Below are 18,051 nucleotides of genomic sequence, written 5' to 3' on the forward strand. Positions count from 1 at the left end.
ACCGAAGGTCTCGCCCACCGGAACTGGCCGGTTCAGGTGCCGGGTCGCAATGAGCGACCAGTATGTCGACACGATGATTGGGGGCTACTCCCCTTCGCTGCACACGACTTTAGGGGCCTCGCCGCGAAATGTCCAATGCGCCAATAAGTTTGGGTTCCCGAAAATTCGAGTGCGGACGGCGGTCAGGATGCGAGGAGCATCGCCAAAACTGCGGTGTCGGGATCACTGATGGGATCGAGACCCACGCGGCTGACCATCGAGGTGACGGTGCCGTCGGATTCTGCCTCGACCCAGGCCGCCCGATGATCGAGCCCGAGGTGTGGCAGGCCGGGGAGCAGAACGCAACCGGACGCCGCGCCCGCGCACTCAGGGAGCGTAGGGGTCGTCTCCGACGGTGGATGCAGCATCAGCAGTGCCGCAGGTTGATGCGCGGCGAACCGTCCGGGAGCCAACGCGAAATCCCCGATCACCGGACCCTCGGCGACGACCAAACCGACCGTCCCCGGCGCGGGGTCGTCGGGCAATTCCTCACGCACCCCGAAGACCGTCGACGTCGCCAACAGGCCCGGCATCGAGGCCACCCGCACAGCGAGGGCCAGGAACTGTGCCCATTCCTTGGTGGTGTCCGGCCAGCGGCCGGAGATCACGAATCCGCGCAGCAGACCGGCGGCATGAAACGGTGAAACACCGATGAGATCTCGCTCGTCCATCTCGATCGTTCCTCCCAGACAGGTACAGGGCTCGAAGCCGGGTACACGACGTTGGGTAGGAAGAGAATGACGCGAAAACGGCTGGCACACAAGATGGGGAGAGTGCCAGCGGGCTCCCCCTTCGAAGCGTCAATGGACCACTGCACCCGTCTGAGCGGGGCAATGGTCCATTGACGCTGTCGGTGAAGCGAGTGGTGCGAAGACTTACGGGAAGATCAGACCCGGGGTCTTCGACGTTGCGGCCTCGAAACGAGCCTGGACGTCGGCCCAGTTGACGACGTTCCAGAACGCCTTCACGTAATCGGCCTTGACGTTCTTGTACTGCAGGTAGAAGGCGTGCTCCCACATGTCGACCTGGAGCAGCGGGATGATGCCCAGCGGCACGTTGGCCTGCTGATCGTAGAGCTGGAAGGTGAGCAGTTTCTTGCCCAGCGAGTCGTAGCCCAGAACTGCCCAGCCGGAGCCCTGCAGGCCGTTGGCGGCAGCGGTGAACTGTGCGCGGAACTTGTCGAACGAACCGAACTGGTCGTCGATCGCGGCACCGAGCTCACCCTCGGGCTTGTCGCCACCGTTGGGCGAGAGGTTCTTCCACCAGATGGAGTGGTTGACGTGGCCGCCGAGGTGGAACGCGAGGTTCTTCTCGAGCAGGAAAATGGCTGCATGATCGTCGTTGTCACGCGCTGCGGCGAGCTTTTCGACCGCGGTGTTCGCGCCTGCGACGTAGGTGGCGTGGTGCTTGGAATGATGAAGCTCGTTGATCTCGCCCGAGATGTGCGGCTCGAGGGCGGAGTAATCGAAATCAAGGTCGGGCAAGGTGTACTCGGACACGTGGTTCCCTTCTCTAACGACGCCGTACCCATCGTGTGATGCGGGCACGTTCGTCCTACTGCGGATCTTTCGTAGGGTTCAACCCAATCTCATTCCTACCCTCAGTGCAACAGTTGTAACCGAGATGCTTTTCTCGGAATAAATTCGTGTGAACGTCGCAGTCGAATTGTTCGACTGTGAATCCGCTCCGAATATCACGAAACAGTTGCGGAGCGACTGCGGATTGGTCCAATACATGAACGGAACCTAAACTCGCGGGTGTGAACGGGGACCGACCGAGCCAGAGCACGGTCGACGAGTCCGCCTCCATACAGCGCGTCGACGCACCCCGAGTCCAGATGGACGGTGCCGACCTCCTCCGCGTCATCGCCGTCCTCGCGGTGTTGTACTCACACATTTCGTTCTATCTGCTCGACGACATCGGCGGCGGCTGGTGGATGATCGACGTCGTCAACACCGTTCTCATTGAGGACGCAGGCCTCAACCTGCACCTGTCCTTCGTCGGCGTCAGCATCTTCATGCTGCTGACCGGCCTGCTGATCACCCGATCCGCCATGCGGCAATCGCGTCGGGACTTCATGGTCGCGCGCCTCGCCCGCCTCGTCCCGGCCCTCTGGTTCGCCATCGCCATGGCCGTCATCCTCGTCAAGCTCGGCCTCAACGGGATGTTCAGCGGCCAACCCGGGATCACCAACGGCGAGGCGGTCCTCAGCTTCTTCCTCGGCGGCTTCTTCCTCCGACCCGAGGTCGCCGTCCTCGGTGTCACCTGGACGCTCGTCGTGCAGATCGTGTTCTACCTCTACTGCATCTCGATGCGCGGGACACTGAACACCAGGCCCATCGTGGTGCCACTCGTCGGCGCCGCACTGTGCGCACTGGTGATCGTCTACAACCTCTACCTGCCGCAGCCCTACACGGTCCCGTTCCTGACCAAGGTCGCAGGCGTACTCCCCACCCTGTTTCTCGGCCAGATCGCCTACCTCGGATGGGCACGCCTGATCACCTGGCGCTGGGTGGTCGTCGGCGTCATCGCGCAGATCGAAGTGATCCGACTCGCCATCGAAGTCCACACCTTCTGGATGGGCGACACCTACCTCTGGACACTGCTCGTCGTCACCGGAACCGTCCTGATACTCGCCCGATACAACGGACCCATCACCCGCTGGCCCGTCATCCGATGGATCGGCACCCGAAGCTACGCGATCTACCTGATCCACACCCTGGTGCTCTACCGCATCTACGCCACCGTCGAACCGCACCTGGGCCCCAGCGCCGCCGTCCTGGCATTCCTGGCCGGTACCGCCGCACTCGCCGAAATCATGTACCGATGGATCGAACTGCCCGCTGCACGACACATCAGCGCCCAATACGCTCGCCTACGCGCCCGATCCGCCACCTGACCGAGCCCCCCCGGGTACTCAATGTGACATCTAGTGGACTTTTCGGCAGTCAATGTCACGTTGAGTGGACTCGGGCGGGCCGGTTTCTGGTGGGTCAGAGCTGCGGGAGAACCTCGGATGCGACGAGTTCGAGGTGATCGAGATCGGTGAGGTCCATGGTCTGCAGGTACACGCGTGTCGCGCCGATGGCTCCGAAGCTGCCGATTTTGTCGACGAGTTCGGCGGGGCTTCCTGCGGCACCGTTCTCCCGTAGTTCGGATACTTCGCGGCCGATGGCGGCGGCGCGTCGGGTGATGTCTTCCTCGGTGCGGCCACAGCAGAGGACGAGGGCGTTGGAGTAGACGAGGGAATCGGGATCGCGGTCGGCGGCTGTGCAGGCGGCGCGGACGCGACCGAACTGAGTCTCGGTGTCGGCCAGCGAGGCGAAGGGGATGTTGAATTCGTCGGCGTATTTCGCTGCGAGTGCCGGGGTGCGCTTCTTGCCTCCGCCGCCGATGACGATGGGCGGGTGTGGGGTCTGCACCGGTTTCGGGAGCGCGGGGGAGTTCGTGACGGGATAGTGCGTGCCGGCGTGCGAGAAGGTCTCGCCGACGGGCGTGTTCCAGAGCCCGGTGACGACGGCCAGTTGCTCTTCGAGTCGGTCGAAGCGTTCGCCGAGCGGCGGGAAGGGAATGCCGTACGCCGTGTGCTCGTTCTCGAACCAGCCGGCACCGAGGCCGAGGTCCACTCGACCACCGCTCATGGCGTCGACCTGGGCGACGCTGATGGCCAGGGGCCCCGGGTAGCGGAAGGTCGCAGAGGTGACCAGCGTGCCGAGCCGAATGGTCGAGGTCTCGCGGGCCAGCCCGGCCAGGGTGATCCACGCATCGGTGGGGCCGGGGCCGCCGTCGCCGCTCATCGCGAGGTAGTGGTCGGATCGGAAGAATGCGCCGTAGCCGAATTCCTCGGCAGCCTTGGCGACGCGGAGCAGTTCGTCGTACGTGGCGCCCTGCTGCGGTTCGGTGAAGACGCGTAGCTCGATGGAAGTCATGTTCGCCAGCCTAAACAGCGGATTCACAGGACCGCAGACGGCGGCTGTGTCAAATCACCATCGATCCACAGGCCCAGTTGGTACTCGATACACCGCGAGGCCTACTCGGAGCTTTGACCTGTGGATAGAAACCGGCACGAGCCCCGATTCTGTGGATCGATCTGTGGATACTGTGGATAACTTCTGTGACTCCAGTGACATAGGTCATAGCGAGGCAGCGCTTCGGTCGCGAGGACACGGGTGGCAGCCCCGCGCGGACGCGTGACAAGATCGAGGTGTGTCTCATCCCGAGCAGTCGCCTGCCGTCACCGTCGATCGTCTCCCGGTGCCGTTCCCGCCGGCGGCCATCCTGCTCGACGTCCGCGAGGACGACGAGTGGCAGGCCGGACACGCACCTGACGCCGTCCACATCCCGATGGGCGACATTCCGTCCCGCGCCGGTGAGATAGACAACCAATCCGAGGTGTACGTCGTCTGCAAAGCCGGTGGTCGCTCGGCTCGCGTCGTCGAATACCTCAATCGCGTGGGCTACGACGCGATCAACGTCGACGGTGGGATGCTCGCCTGGCAGGCCGCTGGTCGACCGATCCAGCGCGATGACGATGCCCACGAAGCGAGAATCATCTAGATGTCGGCACCGCAGGGACGCGCTCAGGCGTTCCAGGTCTGTGCCCGCTGCAGCACCCGCTGGGCTGTAGGCGCACGGCCGGGCACCTGGTGCCCTCGCTGCCACGGCGTGCTTCTCTCACCGGTGTCGACAAGGGCACCCGCACAGGGTGCCCGAAACTTTCGATGGGTGGCCCGCCCTTCGGCCTCGTCGACAAAATCCGAGCGTCGCAGCCGATCCGCATCCCCGACCCCGACGCCGCGCTACGCCTCGACGCCCACCTGGGGATTGCGGGACATCCCGCGCGATCCCGACGCCGATCGCCGCGTCGGTCGCGTCGAGCGGTACGCCGCGAATGCTCAGAACCTGGTCGTCGTCACCGCGATGTTGTTGACGCTGGCCGCATTCGCCGAAGTGTTCCGGTACGGCATCCTGCTGCACAACCGCGAGCGACTGATTTCGCCGATCACCCTGGCCGTGTCCGACGCATTGGTGTACTTCGCCCAGGTCGGCGCGCTCCTCATCGGTCTGGCGGCGCTGATCTCCTCGTCCTGCTGGCTGATCGACCAACGCAGACGCGCCTTCACCGCCGCCGGCTCCACCGATCCGCGATCGGTGCGCACGATGCTTCTGTTGTCGATGCTGCCGCTGGTCCGCATCGTGATGCCAGGGGTCTACCTCACCGAGGTGGTCCGGCTCCGCGGCGGTGCCGATGCCGACGTGCACCGCGAACTGACACTGGTTCGCGTCTGGTGGGCCGTCTGGGCAGCGAGCAACGCACTGGTCGTCGTCCAACTGCTGTGGAACCTGCGCGATTCCCTCCAGGCCCGCGCCGACGGAGTTCTGCTGTCGGCATTCGTGGCACTGGTCGCCGCGGTCTCGGCCGTGCTGACCCTGGCCGTGATGCGCCGACTCGAAGGCCGCACGCTGCGCGGATCCGCCATGTCGCGTCCGACCCGCTGGGTGATCGCCACCGGCACCGAACAGAAGCCGAAGCAGCAGTCCGAACAACAGCAGCCCGAGGAAAAGCAGTCCGAACAACAGCAGTCCGAGGAGAAGCCGTCCGAGCGTGAACCCGAGGCGGTGACGGCGTCGTGAGTCCCGATCGGCGTGGGCCACTGGTCGTCGCGCATCGAGGTGCGTCGGCGGCCAAGAAGGAACACACTCTCGCGGCCTACGACCTCGCGCTGCGCGAGGGAGCGGACGGCGTCGAATGCGACGTGCGGCTGACCAAGGACGGCCATATCGTGTGCGTGCACGATCGCCGTGTCGATCGAACCTCGAACGGCACCGGCATCGTCAGTGAGATGGACTTCGCCGACCTCGCCCGACTGAACTACGGCGACGCCGACGAACCCGCCGAACTCCTGACGTTGCACGACCTCATCTCTCTCGTCCTTGACTGGAACAACAAGCCGGTCAAACTCTTCATCGAAACCAAGCATCCCGTGCGGTACGGCTCGCTGATCGAAAGCGCAGTGCTCGCCGAACTGCACAAGTTCGGCATCGGCGCACCTGCGTCGGCGGACCACTCGCGGGCGGTCATCATGTCGTTCGCGCCGTCGGCCGTCTGGCGCGTACGGCGGTCGGCTCCGATGCTTCCGACGGTGCTCCTGGGCGACAGCTCGCACTACCTCGGTGGGGGAGCGGCGACGACCGTCGGCGCCACCGCCGTCGGGCCGTCCATACGGGCTCTGCGCGAGCACCCGTCCATCATCGACCGCGCAGCAGCGTCCGGCCGGGCCAGTTACGTGTGGACCGTCGACGAGAAAGAGGACGTGGACCTGTGCCGCGAGCTCGGTGTCGGGTGGATCGCCACCAACCACCCCGGTCGAACGCGAGCCTGGCTCGAATCGAAGAACGTGTAGGTTTTCGGGCGTGGGTAAGAGCAAAAGAAACAGTGGACCGAAGCAGGACAGCAACCGAGCAGCGAAGCTTGCTCAGCGGGAAGCGGAACGCGCGAGCATCGAATCGGCGACGGCTCGCCCGTTCGAGGGCCTTGCCGCCGAATGCGACCTGGTAGCGCTGCGCGAGTTCGTCCCGTCGGCTACGGCAACCGCGCCGATCACGGTGGACGGTCGCACCATCACGTTGGCCACGGTGCTACCCGGTGCCGTCGCGGCATTGGTGCGCGAAGACGCCGATACCGTCGAGGGATTCGTCGGCCTGCAGGTGCAGAACCAGTCGAAAGACGTTGCAGCAGATATCAGTAGCGCGCTCGGCTGGGCATCCACCGCGTCCCCGGGAGAGTCGCTCGAAGCCGCGAAGATCACCGACAGCACCCCCGCGTTGACCGAGGTGCTCGACGCGTCCGCACTGCTCGAGATCACCGTCCATCAGGACTTCAACTGGTGGATTCCCGAAAGTGCCACTCCCGCAGCCGATGTGACTGCCACCGTGGAGCGCGCGAACCAGGCGATCATGCCCTCGGCGCGAATCGAGGCCGACGGCGTCGTCGCGGCCTGGTGGGTGGATGCAGGCGACAAGGCGCACATTCGGTGGGTTCGTCCGGAGAGCGAGGACGACGTGATGCTCGCCCTCGCGCGCCTGCACGCTGCGGGTGATCTCAACTTGGGTGAGGGCTCGCGCTACGCCGGTTCGTTCCGCACGCACGGGGTGCTGGTGCCGGTGTTCGATCTCGATCCCGAGATGCACCCGACCGAATGGGCAGGGCCCACAAAGGAATTCGGCGAGAAGCTGGGCGAGGCACTGGCTGTCGACGCTCCGCTCACGGCGGCGCAGTTGCGTTCGCGCGACGGCCTACGCGGCCGCCAGGTCACTCTGCGCTAGAACGCGAGAAGGTGGCCGCCCGAACAAGAACTGCTTGTTCGGGCGACCACCTCTATGAGCGCGAGGGTTCGCGCGTTACTCGTGGGAAATTGCGACGTGCAATTTACAGCGATCCGCCGGCAACGGTGGGTGCGCCCGAGTCGGCGACCACGCTGGTGTTCATCTCGCGGGCGACGAACTGCTCGAGGTCGAACAGGTTGTGGCCCGCGCGGTCGGCGATGTTGAGCAGCGTCTTCATGCTGGCAACTTCCTCGACCTGCTCCTTGAGGAACCACTGCATGAACTGCTCGCCGAGGTAGTCGCCCTCTTCACGTGCGGTGCTCGCCAGAGCGATGATCTGCTCGGTGACGGTCTCTTCCTGCGCCAGCGCCAGGGCGATGGCCTCACGCGGATCGGTGAAGACGGACTTCGACGCGTCGACGCCGGTCAGCTCGACCGTGATGTCGCGATCGAGGAAGTACTGCACGATCATCATCGCGTGGTTGCGCTCTTCGACCGACTGCGCGTAGAAGTGCTTCGCCAGCTGCGGCAGATCGACATTGGCGAAGTAGACCGCGGTGGCGATGTACTGCTGCGAGGCGTTGAACTCGTTGCGAATCTGGTCGCGGAGAAGTGCGTGGAACTTGGTGTGGCTGGTTTCCTTGATGTCTGCGCTCATGCTCAGGACAATATGCCTGGTCAGAGGGCATTGTCATCCAAGTCGATCCTTATTGAGGCGAACGTTGCCTAATACAGTCGATCCTAAATGTCGTCTCTGAGCAGGGCGCAAACTACGCCCTTCCGGCTTCTTTCGGGGCATTGGTGGCGCGGATCACCGTGGAGCCGATCTCGCGAGCGACGTACTGCTCGATGTCGAACAGGTTCGATCCGGCCCGGCGAACGATGTTGAGCAGACTCTGCATCGCCGCCACCTCCTCGACCTGCTCGGTGAGGAACCAGTGGGTGAACTGCTCGCCTATGTAATCGCCCTCGGCCCGGGCAGCGCGCGCCAGCGCGGTGATCTGCTCGGTCACCGTCGACTCCTGAGCCAGCGCCAATTCCACCGGTTCGACGACCGACTGGAAGGCCGTGACCACGTCGTCGATGCCCGACGCGTCGACCTCGAGCCGATTGTCGATGAGGAAGCGGATCATCATCATGGCGTGCCGACGCTCCTCGGCGGACTGGGCGTAGAAGCGCGTGGCCAACTGCGGTAGATCGTTGCGGTCGAACCACACCGCAATCGCGACGTACTGCTGTGATGCGGTGAACTCGTGCCGCACCTGGGCGCGCAGAAGATCGTGGAACGACGCACCGGGCGTCGCGGCGGGCTGGGCAGACGGCGATGTCATGGTCCACAACCTACATTCAGGGTCGTTCCGCAGGCTCCACTCCCGCCTACCGGCTGCCCACGGGGGAGTCAGGGGCCACCGGTCAACAGTTCCGGCGGGATCTCGCGGTCCTGTGCAATGGCGTCGAAGAATGCCGGAGCGCGAGTGTCGTCCCACAGCAGTACGTTTCCGACGTCGGAGTCCTGGAATCCGCCGACGGGAACCGTCGTGGTCACCGGACCGCTGCGCATCGCCCAGGCCAGTGCGGCGAGGTTCCAGATGTGATCTCCCTCGTCGACGCTCAACGACGAGGCGGTATCGGACACCAGCGGCCACAGCCGGAACGGGTTGAGGAAAGTCGAAGCGCTGGTTGCCTTTTCCAGGAGGGCGGACATGAACGCGCGCTGATTGTTCATCCGATCGATGTCGGCCAATGCCGTCGCGCGGGACCGCACGAATCCGAGCGCCTCGGCTCCGGTGAGATCCTGGCAGCCGGCGGCGATGTTGATGCCCGCCAACGGATCGTCGATCGCATTCTGCACGCATACGTTGACGCCACCGACCGCGTCGACGATCCCGGCGAAGCCGCCGAATCCGATCTCGGCGTAGTGATCGATGTGCACACCGGTTGCACCCTCGACCGTCTGTACCAGCAGTGGCGGACCGCCGAATGCGAAGGCCGCGTTGAGTTTGTCCTGGCCGTTGCCCGGAATCGACACGTACGAATCGCGCGGCAGGCTGACCATCGTGGGCGCGCCGCTGCCCTCGGGGATGTGGATCAGGATGATCGTGTCGGTGCGGCTCGGGCCCACCTCGCCGCCGGTCGCGAGCGAGGCTTCCTGCTCCGGCGTCAGGCCGGCTCGTGAATCCGATCCGACGAGAAGCCAGTTGGTGCCCGGGGTGTCGCCGATGCGCCCGGGATACGAGGTGAGGGCATCCACGCGCGTCAACGAGCTGTCGACGTAGTAGGCGGCACCGCCGATTCCCAGCACGAGGACCAGCAGCACGATCAGGAAGCGTCGACCCCAGCGTCTGCGCTTGCGCGGCTTCGCGACCTTCGGTGGCCGTGAATCACGCTGCGGCCGAGCGGGTTCGGGGCGTCGCAGCGCACGCTGCGCAGGTGCTGCCGGTTGCCTGCGCTCCTCGGTGAACGGCTCCGGCTGCTGACGCGGCGCATACCCGGTGCGAGCCGGTGGATCGTCCTGGGGGCGTGAATACTGACGCGTCGAATTCGGGAGATCCGACTGTGCAGATCGGGGTTCGGGTGCCTGCGACCAGGCCTGCTGAGGGCTGTGGCGTGGGAGTGGCGCCGGCCGAGGCGGCACGTCCGGCCCGGGAGTGGGGCGGCCGTCGCGTCGGATGAACTCGGTGCCCTCCGGTGGCGGCTGGTTCGGGCGATATCCACGTGGGGGCGGCTGTTGGCCGGGCGGTGGGCGGTTGGGTCGTGGCGGGGGCGGCTGGTGGCCGGGCGGCTGCGGACGGGGCCGTGGTGGACCCGGCTGGTGCGGGGGTGGACCTGCAGCGCGACCGGGTTGGGGCGCTGGGCCAGGCCGGGGCGCGGGATCGGGACGACCGTGCCGGCTGGGCATCGATCGGTCCGGTGGCGTGCGGTTCGGTGGGGTGCGGTCCGGTGGCGGCGTTCGACCGGGAGGCGGCGTTCGCCGGTCTGGCGCGCCGTGCCGTCCGTGGCGATCGTCGTCGTTCACGAATCGACTGTACCTACCGCCGCACGAACGACCGGGTTCCTCGACTCCCGATTCACGGGAGCCACGACAGATGTTCGCGCAGGAGGGCGTAGCCGACGAAGGCGACGATGTCGATCAGAGCGTGCGCGATCAGCAGTGGCCACAGTCTGCCGGTGCGCTGCCAGTAGCGGCCGAACACCAGACCCATGAGGAAGTTCCCCACTCCACCGCCGACGCCCTGATAGAAGTGATAGCTGCCGCGCAGCAGCGACGAGCACAGCAGGGATGCGTTCTCGCTCAGGCCGAGCCTGCGCAGGCGAGAGATCAGGTACGCCACGACGATGATCTCCTCGGCACCGGAGTTGGCCAGCGCGTACAGAATCAGTGCCGGGACGCGCCACCAGTGGTCGTCGAGGGCGCTGGGAACGACGTTCAGATTGAAACCGAGGGCGTTGCCCACGAGATACAGCGCGAGGCCGGGCACACCGATCAGTGCGGCCAGTCCGACGCCGTGACCGAGATCGATCTTCAGCCGCGGCCGGGCCAGCCCGATCGCTCGGGGTGCCAGGTCGGCTCGCCACAGCAGGTACAACCCCAGCGCGCCCCAGGCGCACAGACGCAGGATGCTCAGCAGCTGGAACAGTAGGTCGATCAGGCTGAAACTCGACCGCGACGAGTTCAGCGCAACGGTCTGATCGGACAGGGCAGCGGTCTGCAGCGCGTCCTCGACGAGCGAGAGGATGCTGCTCATACCGCTCAGGCCGAACGTCACCAGCAGCACGATCGCGATCTCGACCTTGATGGTGGTGCGTTCGCGGGCGTCGGGCGGGGGAGCCGTGCTCGCGGGCGGCGGTGGCGTCAACCAGCTCTTGAAGTCGATCACCGCACGAGTCTGCCCTGTTTCGTCGGAGGGGGTGTCAGCCCCGGGCGCGTAGTCCGTTCAGAAAGGGGCAGCCGGCGAGAACGCGCAACGCGCGACTGAGCGAGAGGACGTCCTCGACGGGCTCGGCGAACCCGAGCCGGACGTCGTTGTCGCCGCTTTCGCCTTCGATCCGCAGCCGAATGCCGTAGCGATCGATGCCGAGCGGCCGGATTCGGCCCTGCCGCAGCGACGGCGGGAGGCGTCGGGCCAATTGGGTGAGCAGGTCCGGGTGGTCGGAGTCGAGGTGCTCGAGCCAGCTGGTCTCCATCTCCCAGAAGGGATCGGGTTCGGCTGCCAGCAGCGTGTCGACGTCGACCGGCTCGGCTCCGGTGCTGTCGGCGACCACGGCGGAGGTGACGATCAGCCGCATCAGCGAGGTGGTGTGGCCGACGTCGAGAAGAGCGGGGTGCGGATGTTCGGCGGCCACCGCTCCGGCCATGGGGCGCATCAGCGAGTCCGGGACCGGGCGTAGATCGCCGCGAAGCCACACCAACGACCGCACCGGCTCCCGCAGGGCGAGCGGTGCGTGATCGGTGAGTTCGAGGACGGCGGGCGTTCCGGCACGGGAGGACTGCCAGGTCACCGCACGGTCGAGGGAGTCGGTGGGGACGGCGAGGATCATCTCCCCGTTGGGTCGCAGGTGGTGCAGGGACGTGATCACCGGGTCGCTGCCGTCGATGGCCAGGGCTGCGCCCTCGGCGCGCATGCAGGCACTGCGTACGCGTTCGGCAGTGGTCGGTCCGGTGGTGGTGGTTGCGCCGAGCATGAGCTCCTCCGATGCGATCGGTCAGGCGAGTAGGTGAGGCAAACCTAAGTTAGCGCGGTGTGGCGAGGATCGCAAGGCCGTGCGCGGGAGTGGAGCCTGCGGAACGACCCGGACCACGGGAGTGGAGCCTGCGGAACGACCCGGACCACGGGAGTGGAGCCTGCGGAACGACCCGGACCACGGGAGTGGAGCCTGCGGAACGACCTGGACCCGGGTCTACCGTGTAGGCGTGCCGATTCCGCTGACCCTCGGTGTGCCACACCGACCCGACCCGAACGCGCTCGTCCATGGATTGCTGCAGCCGATATGCGCCGACGCCCACGCGCTGGCCGGAGCCCCGCGTGGAGCCGAGTACGGACCGCCCGTCGTCCGGGCGTCGACCCTGCTCGCACTGTCCGACTCGGACGACCACGGACGCATCGTGGTGCATCTCGACATCGACCCCGACGAGCTCCGGGCAGGTCCGACCGGCGGGTACGAGGCCGTCCGGTTCGACGTCGATGCGCCTGCCGAGCACCTCGCCGACGCACTCGCGCTGCGGTTGCCCTCGCCGCTGGTCGTCTTCCCGATGTTCGACGCGATCGACGTGGCCGAGACCGCGGAGGCCGTCGTCCTTGCCCACCGGACTCCGGGGATCAGCGTCGCCGACACCCCGCGCCGCATCGCCGACGTGCTCGCCGTGGTCTCGCACGCCGATGTGGGCTTCGTCGCCCGCGCCGACTCCGGCGACGAGGTGCTCGCGATCCTTGCGGCGACGGTGGCGTCGCTCCGCGGGGACGACATTGCCGCGGCCCTTGCTGCTCCGAACGTCGCTGCGCTGCGGGCACTCATCCCCGAGGCCGCCGAGGCGGTGCGCGAGGTGCTGCTCGGAATCGAGATCGTCGACGCCGCCCGGGCTCGCGCCCGGCTCGTCGACGTCGGTTTGATCGCTTCGGAGACGCCGACAACGTAACCTCGAGGCGTGCCTCGCATCGCTTACTTCGGACCATCGGGAACGTTCACGGAGATGGCGCTGGCGCAGTTCGAAAAGCTCGGAACCTTCGGCGCGGTCGGTCTGGACGGGGCGGTCGAGCGGGTCTCGGCGTCGAACCCGCCTGCAGCGCTCGAGGCCGTGCGATCGGGTGCGGCCGACGCGGCCGTGGTCCCCATCGAAAGCTCCATCGAGGGAGCGGTTCCACCGACGCTCGACGCGCTGTCGGAGGGCCGGCGGTTGCAGATCGTCGCCGAGACCGAGATCGAGGTGGCCTTCACCATCCTCGGCGGTCCCGGTGTCACTCTCGACTCGGCCCGCACGATCAGCGCCTATCCGATCGCACTCAATCAGGTGCGCCAGTGGCTGCAGACCGCCATGCCCGACGCCGTGGTGCAATCGGCGTCGTCCAATGCCGGTGCAGCAGAGGATGTTGCGGCCGGAATGGTCGATGCTGCGGTGTCGACGCGGCTCGCCGGTGAGCGCCTGAAGTTGCCGCAGTTGGCCGACGGGATCATCGACGTGGAGGGCGCGCGGACTCGCTTCGTGCTGGTGACCGCGCCGCAATCGGTGCCTGCGCGCACCGGCGCCGACCGCACGTCGGTGGTGCTCGAGCCGCCGAACGACCCGGGCACGCTGCCGGCAGCGTTGGCCGAGTTCGGAATTCGCAACATCGACCTGACCTTCATCGAATCACGGCCCACCCGTTCACGATTCGGAACGTACAGGTTCTTCATCGACTGTGCCGGGCACATCGACGACCCACTCGTCGCGGAGATGTTGGCCGCATTCCACCGCAAGATGCCCCTCCGGTTCCTCGGATCCTGGCCCACTGCAACAGGATCGGGCGGTTCGGTACCGCCGCCGATCGACGAACACGTGCAGTGGGTCGCAGACATTCGTGCCGGACGCGGTGATCTGTGATGGGCAAACTGATTCTGGTCCGGCACGGTCAGACGACAGCCAACGTCGCCAAGATACTGGACACCTCACCGCCGGGAGCCGAGCTCACCGAGCTGGGGCACCAGCAGGCCGACGCGTATGCGCAGACCTGGATCGGACGCCCACCCGCAGTGCTGGTGTCCTCGGTTGCGTTGCGTGCCAAGCAGACTGCCGGCTACATCGAGCGCGCGACCGGGGTTCCTCTCGTGGTGACCGAGGGAATCCAGGAGACCTTCGCAGGAGATCTGGAGGACCGCGACGATGCGGATGCGCACCGCGAATTCACCGAGATCTTCAGTCGCTGGCATGCCGGAGATCTGGCGGCGACAGTGCCCGGAGGCGACAGCGGACATTCGGTGCTGGAGCGGTACGTCCCGGTGCTCGACACTCTCCGTGCGCAGTACCTGAGTGACGACACGGCAGGCGATGTCGTCGTCGTCAGCCACGGTGCCGCAATCCGACTGGTCGCGGCGGTGCTGGCGGGCGTCGAGGGCACGTTCGCGGCCGACAACCACCTCGACAACACTCACACCGTCGAGCTGCTGCCGCTGCCCGACGGAGGATGGTCCTGCGCCAGATGGGGCACGTTCCTGCCGCCGTTCGAGGGCAAGGGCAGCGACAAGGCGGACAACCCGATCAGCTAGCGGAGATGCTCACCGGCCGATGCGATCAGCTCGGTCAGGGCGCCGATCACTCTGCGATCCGTTGCGCCGGTCAGTGAGCTCCACGACGTGCCGTCGGCGGCGAGGGTGGAGGTGGCGACGATGCGTCCGGCTCTGGTGTCCAACAGAGCAACGGGTCTCCCGGCGACGTGGCGGGTGCCGTGTCTGCGGGCGACGGCAGTGATCTCGGTTCTGCCGGTGCAGGTGGCCATCGCCGACGCCAGGGCCGCGGCGCGGTCGTCCGCTATGCCGATACCGCGGAGCCGAGACGCGGTTGCTCCGACGTCGGTCGGTGCTGCATCGAGTGCTTCGGCCAGCAGATCGGTCGGCGCGTTGATGCTGCCCGGGTCGAACGACGCAGCCGAGCCGATCGTCGACGCGAGGTCTCGGGCCGGATCACCGTGAACGGTGCGGATGGTGACCACGTCGTCCCGCCGCACCGCCGACACCGTTGTTCGATCGTCGGATGCCACGCAGATCCGAGTGGTCGGAACGGGCTCGGCGCTCTCGACGTCGAACACGCGGGCCGAGACGTACCAGCGAGGTTGTTCGAGAACTCGTATCCACTGCCGAAGATCCTCGTGGACGAGGCCGGAGGCCAACAGCCCGGCCGAGTCGAGGGCGCAACGGCCACGTTCGAGAGCGGAATCCCGTGCAGCAACGTCGTCGAAGCGCGGGAACACGTTCAGGACGACGGGTAGCTCGGCGATCGACAGCTCGTCGACCAGGAAGTCCATCTCGTCCACACCGAGTGAGGCGATCGGCAATGTGTGGCCCACCGGCACGGTTCCCAAGTCGATCAACGGCCGTTCCCGCTGGTGTGGGGCAGGGTGGCGTGGGGCAGGGTCGGATCCGCACCGATGACGGACGGCGCGACGGTGCGGCCGTCCGCGAAGTGCTCGAACTGCTTGAGGTAGTCCGGGGTCTCGTGTTCGTCGTCCTCGGCCTGCCCGCGCGTGCCGGAGGCCGGAGCGCCGGCCGCGCCCGTTCCGCGCTGAGCGAGGCCGCCATCGGCCGAGGCTGGTGGGCCGAATGCGGTCGGACCGCTCTGGGCTGCACCGGCCGGCATCGAGCCACCACCTGTGGGACCCAATGTGGAACCGGGTATTCCGACGCCACCGCCGAGCCCGCCTGCTCCACCCGCCCCTCCGCCGAACGACACCGGACGTGTGGACGCCGGGCCGACGGCAGGAGAGGCCGAACCACCGGATGCAACACCGTGACCGCCGCTTGCTCCTGATCCGCCGGACAGTGCACTGGACCCGATGTTGGACGCGGCGGTGGCCACGGTCGACACGCCGGTACCGGCGATGGAGGTGGCAGCACTGCCGAGCTGACCCGCCGCCGCGGCGACGCCGGGGTTCTGGGTTGCGGCCATCAAGCCGCCGATCGCGGCCTGAACCGGAGACGTCATCAGCGCGCCGTTCGCGAATCTGCCGAGCCCGCTCCCGGAATCGGAGACGATGGCCGGCGGCTGATCGAACGTGGTCTTGACGATGCGGTGCGAGGAGACCAGCTCGAAGCCCTCCATCACCATCGCGGCGCGGATGTCGAGCAGTCGGTCGGCCACCTCGGCCGCCTCGTAGCTGCCGTTCATCACGCCACCGGTCGAGGCGGCGGTGACCTTCGCGGCCTGCACGGCTCCGATTTCGACGAGCGAGGGCATGGTCGCCAACGCGACACCGTACGAGGTGCCTGCGGCCGGGGCCTCGACCGAGAGCGCCGCCGCCTTGACTGCCGTGGCGGCGGTCCAGGTCGCGAAACGGCCGAGCGCAGCCTGAGCGAGCAGAGCCGACTCGCCCTCCCAGCCTGCGGTCAGAGCCGCGGCGACGGCGGCGATACTCGCCGATGCCTCGGTGAATGCCGCGGCGACCGACCCCCACGCGCCACCGGCGACGTGCAACGGCACCGGTCCGGGCCCGAGCAATCGCGTCGAGTTTCCTGTCGCCGTGCGTGGCAGCCACACCACACCTGTCACTCCGAGCGTCATCCTCTAGCCCCCATGATGTTCGAGCGTTGTGTCGAGATTCTTGCTGCGGTCGAGTTCGGTGCGTCAGATGCCGGGTAGACCGGGCAGCCCCCCGGCTGTGTCGTCGTCGGTGGCCACGTAATCCGCGGCCTGTTTCCGCAGTTCCTCGGCCGCCCGGTGCAACTCCGAAATACCCTGCGCTGCAGCAGGTCCGAAGGTCTCGGCCGCGGTGCCGAAGAATCGTTCGGTCAGCAGCGACACCTCGTCGGTACCGGGTGGCAGTGGCCGCACGGGGACTGCCGTCGCAGTGACAGCCGCCTGCAAGCGAGCGGCGACCGCATCGAGTTCGGAGGCAGCGAGCTGCAGTGCCACCGGATCCACCTTGATGACGGTCATGAGCGAGGCTCCTTGATCGAAGAACTTTGCGCTGTCGGTAGGTAGGACGCCGCCGTGTTCGGTTCGGTTCCCTCTGCGCGAGAAAAAAAATTCAGACGAACTTCTGGGCCACCGAGCCGACAGTCCACCTGCCGCCTCGACGGCTGACTGCCGTACGCGTGAGCGGGGAGACGTCGATACGCCAGAACGAGGACACCGGAGCCGCCAACACCGACACCACCACGGCTCGGACGACGGCAGGAGAGGTCACCGCCAGCGTGCGGCCGGGCGTGGATCCAACAGCACTCAGCCACGTCCCGACGCGAGAGAACAACGCATCGAGGGATTCGCCACCCGGTGGAACGAACGCCGGATCACCCAGCCAGGCCATCGCGTCGGCGTCGGGCAGATCGGTCATCTCGAGGCCGGACCACCGGCCGTAGTCGATGTCGGCCAACGCGGGTTCGATCGAGACATCCGAGCCGAAGATGCGGGCGGTGGAGGTCGACCGGATTTCCGGTCCGGACAGGACGCGGTCGACGCGGGGTGGATCGGTCACCGCGGCGAGATCGCGCAGCCCCGCGTCGTCGAGTGGTTCGTCGCCGGGAAACCGGCCGGTGCGCATCGCCTCGGTTCTCGCGTGAGCGACCAAGATCAGTCGGGTCACGGGCGCAGTCACTCGACCATTCTGGCATCGAGCCGAAGTCCGCCGAGACAGCGATTGACACAGAGTCCAGAGCGATGCCACAGTTCGCTGGTAATACGCGATGTACGCAGGTAATCCGGTGAAAATCCGGAGCGGTTGCGCCACTGTGATCGACGTCGGGCATATGTCCGAATTCGAGAGTCAGAAAACTCGTTCATCGCATGGCCGTCCCCGTTTTCGAGCGGGGACTACGGGACGCATATCCCAGGAGGACAACCATGGCAATCACTCATTCCCCCAGTAATGCGACGGAGTCGGCTGCGCTCGCCGTCATCGTCGCCGCAACGATCCTGCTCGCCTTCGTCGTGCTCTACCTCGTCGGTTTCGATCAGGGCGCGATCTCCCGCAGTGGCATGTACATGCACGAGTTGATGCACGA

At 66.5% G+C, this 18,051-nt stretch carries 21 protein-coding genes; 9 read left to right on the forward strand and 12 right to left on the reverse strand.

Annotation, left to right across the window (positions count from 1 at the left end; genetic code table 11):
• Positions 1–182 precede the first annotated feature (182 nt).
• Entirely contained in the window at positions 183–710 is a 528-nt protein-coding gene (locus CH295_RS10190) for a hypothetical protein (protein ID WP_037186605.1), read from the reverse strand.
• Positions 711–914: 204 nt separating this feature from the next.
• Positions 915–1,538 (reverse strand): superoxide dismutase, encoded by a 624-nt coding sequence (locus tag CH295_RS10195; RefSeq protein ID WP_037186603.1) that lies wholly within the window; start codon positions 1,536–1,538, stop codon positions 915–917.
• A gap of 338 nt (positions 1,539–1,876) precedes the next feature.
• On the opposite strand from CH295_RS10195, the gene CH295_RS10200 reads away from it, so the two are divergent.
• A complete protein-coding gene (locus tag CH295_RS10200) occupies positions 1,877–2,938 on the forward strand; it encodes an acyltransferase family protein (RefSeq protein ID WP_094740625.1) in 1,062 nt (353 codons plus the stop codon).
• Positions 2,939–3,032: 94 nt separating this feature from the next.
• Here the strand turns inward: CH295_RS10200 and CH295_RS10205 are convergent, their stop codons facing one another.
• Entirely contained in the window at positions 3,033–3,959 is a 927-nt protein-coding gene (locus tag CH295_RS10205) for an LLM class F420-dependent oxidoreductase (protein WP_170945854.1), read from the reverse strand.
• Positions 3,960–4,245: 286 nt separating this feature from the next.
• On the opposite strand from CH295_RS10205, the gene CH295_RS10210 reads away from it, so the two are divergent.
• The 4 genes from CH295_RS10210 to CH295_RS10225 all read left to right on the forward strand — a co-directional run bounded on the left by CH295_RS10210 (position 4,246) and on the right by CH295_RS10225 (position 7,365).
• Complete coding sequence (locus tag CH295_RS10210; RefSeq protein WP_037186596.1) at positions 4,246–4,596, forward strand: rhodanese-like domain-containing protein; 351 nt, start codon at positions 4,246–4,248, stop codon at positions 4,594–4,596.
• A gap of 168 nt (positions 4,597–4,764) precedes the next feature.
• The gene (locus CH295_RS10215) at positions 4,765–5,673 is read left to right on the forward strand and encodes a DUF4328 domain-containing protein (protein ID WP_170945851.1); all 909 of its coding nucleotides are present in this window, start codon (positions 4,765–4,767) and stop codon (positions 5,671–5,673) included.
• Positions 5,670–6,443: a glycerophosphodiester phosphodiesterase gene (locus CH295_RS10220; RefSeq protein ID WP_094740583.1), complete on the forward strand. Its 774-nt coding sequence runs from the start codon at positions 5,670–5,672 to the stop codon at positions 6,441–6,443. Before CH295_RS10215 ends, CH295_RS10220 begins: the two co-directional genes overlap by 4 nt.
• Positions 6,444–6,453: 10 nt before the next feature.
• Positions 6,454–7,365 (forward strand): DUF5926 family protein, encoded by a 912-nt coding sequence (locus CH295_RS10225; protein ID WP_094740584.1) that lies wholly within the window; start codon positions 6,454–6,456, stop codon positions 7,363–7,365.
• Positions 7,366–7,468: 103 nt separating this feature from the next.
• Here CH295_RS10225 and CH295_RS10230 read toward each other — a convergent pair whose 3' ends face one another.
• The 5 genes from CH295_RS10230 to CH295_RS10250 all read right to left on the reverse strand — a co-directional run bounded on the left by CH295_RS10230 (position 7,469) and on the right by CH295_RS10250 (position 12,048).
• Positions 7,469–8,023 (reverse strand): ferritin, encoded by a 555-nt coding sequence (locus CH295_RS10230; protein WP_037186588.1) that lies wholly within the window; start codon positions 8,021–8,023, stop codon positions 7,469–7,471.
• 112 nt (positions 8,024–8,135) lie between these two features.
• Positions 8,136–8,696 (reverse strand): ferritin, encoded by a 561-nt coding sequence (locus CH295_RS10235; RefSeq protein WP_094633464.1) that lies wholly within the window; start codon positions 8,694–8,696, stop codon positions 8,136–8,138.
• Positions 8,697–8,764: 68 nt separating this feature from the next.
• Positions 8,765–10,036 carry an LCP family glycopolymer transferase gene (locus tag CH295_RS10240; protein WP_256986349.1) on the reverse strand — a complete coding sequence of 424 codons (1,272 nt, stop codon included), beginning with the start codon at positions 10,034–10,036 and terminating at the stop codon, positions 8,765–8,767.
• Positions 10,037–10,433: 397 nt separating this feature from the next.
• The gene (locus tag CH295_RS10245) at positions 10,434–11,243 is read right to left on the reverse strand and encodes a CPBP family intramembrane glutamic endopeptidase (RefSeq protein WP_037186584.1); all 810 of its coding nucleotides are present in this window, start codon (positions 11,241–11,243) and stop codon (positions 10,434–10,436) included.
• Positions 11,244–11,277: 34 nt separating this feature from the next.
• Positions 11,278–12,048 (reverse strand): DUF2470 domain-containing protein, encoded by a 771-nt coding sequence (locus CH295_RS10250; RefSeq protein WP_094740585.1) that lies wholly within the window; start codon positions 12,046–12,048, stop codon positions 11,278–11,280.
• Positions 12,049–12,277: 229 nt separating this feature from the next.
• Here CH295_RS10250 and CH295_RS10255 point away from each other — a divergent pair, with 229 nt between their 5' ends.
• From CH295_RS10255 to CH295_RS10265, 3 genes are read left to right on the forward strand one after another with little or no spacing between them, the layout of a single operon-like run.
• Positions 12,278–13,000: a hypothetical protein gene (locus CH295_RS10255; RefSeq protein ID WP_094633462.1), complete on the forward strand. Its 723-nt coding sequence runs from the start codon at positions 12,278–12,280 to the stop codon at positions 12,998–13,000.
• A gap of 9 nt (positions 13,001–13,009) precedes the next feature.
• A complete protein-coding gene (pheA, locus tag CH295_RS10260; protein ID WP_037186577.1) occupies positions 13,010–13,942 on the forward strand; it encodes a prephenate dehydratase in 933 nt (310 codons plus the stop codon).
• Complete coding sequence (locus CH295_RS10265) at positions 13,939–14,604, forward strand: histidine phosphatase family protein (RefSeq protein ID WP_094740586.1); 666 nt, start codon at positions 13,939–13,941, stop codon at positions 14,602–14,604. Before pheA ends, CH295_RS10265 begins: the two co-directional genes overlap by 4 nt.
• Here CH295_RS10265 and CH295_RS10270 read toward each other — a convergent pair.
• The 4 genes from CH295_RS10270 to CH295_RS10285 form a co-directional block, all read right to left on the reverse strand.
• The gene (locus tag CH295_RS10270; protein WP_037186572.1) at positions 14,601–15,425 is read right to left on the reverse strand and encodes an ESX secretion-associated protein EspG; all 825 of its coding nucleotides are present in this window, start codon (positions 15,423–15,425) and stop codon (positions 14,601–14,603) included. The genes CH295_RS10265 and CH295_RS10270 overlap by 4 nt on opposite strands.
• Positions 15,422–16,600, reverse strand: a complete 1,179-nt coding sequence (locus CH295_RS10275; RefSeq protein ID WP_252341994.1) for a PPE domain-containing protein — start codon at positions 16,598–16,600, stop codon at positions 15,422–15,424. Before CH295_RS10275 ends, CH295_RS10270 begins: the two co-directional genes overlap by 4 nt.
• A 75-nt stretch (positions 16,601–16,675) precedes the next feature.
• A complete protein-coding gene (locus tag CH295_RS10280) occupies positions 16,676–16,987 on the reverse strand; it encodes a PE family protein (RefSeq protein WP_094740588.1) in 312 nt (103 codons plus the stop codon).
• A 91-nt stretch (positions 16,988–17,078) separates the two neighbouring features.
• Complete coding sequence (locus CH295_RS10285) at positions 17,079–17,645, reverse strand: histidine phosphatase family protein (RefSeq protein ID WP_037186567.1); 567 nt, start codon at positions 17,643–17,645, stop codon at positions 17,079–17,081.
• A 245-nt stretch (positions 17,646–17,890) separates the two neighbouring features.
• Between CH295_RS10285 and CH295_RS10290 the strand changes: the two genes are divergently transcribed.
• The coding region (locus CH295_RS10290) for a CbtB-domain containing protein (protein WP_094740589.1) at positions 17,891–18,051 on the forward strand (161 nt) is incomplete at its 3' end.

Origin of the sequence: Rhodococcus sp. 14-2483-1-2, from assembly GCF_002259405.1 — a bacterium.
Lineage (GTDB): Bacteria > Actinomycetota > Actinomycetes > Mycobacteriales > Mycobacteriaceae > Rhodococcoides.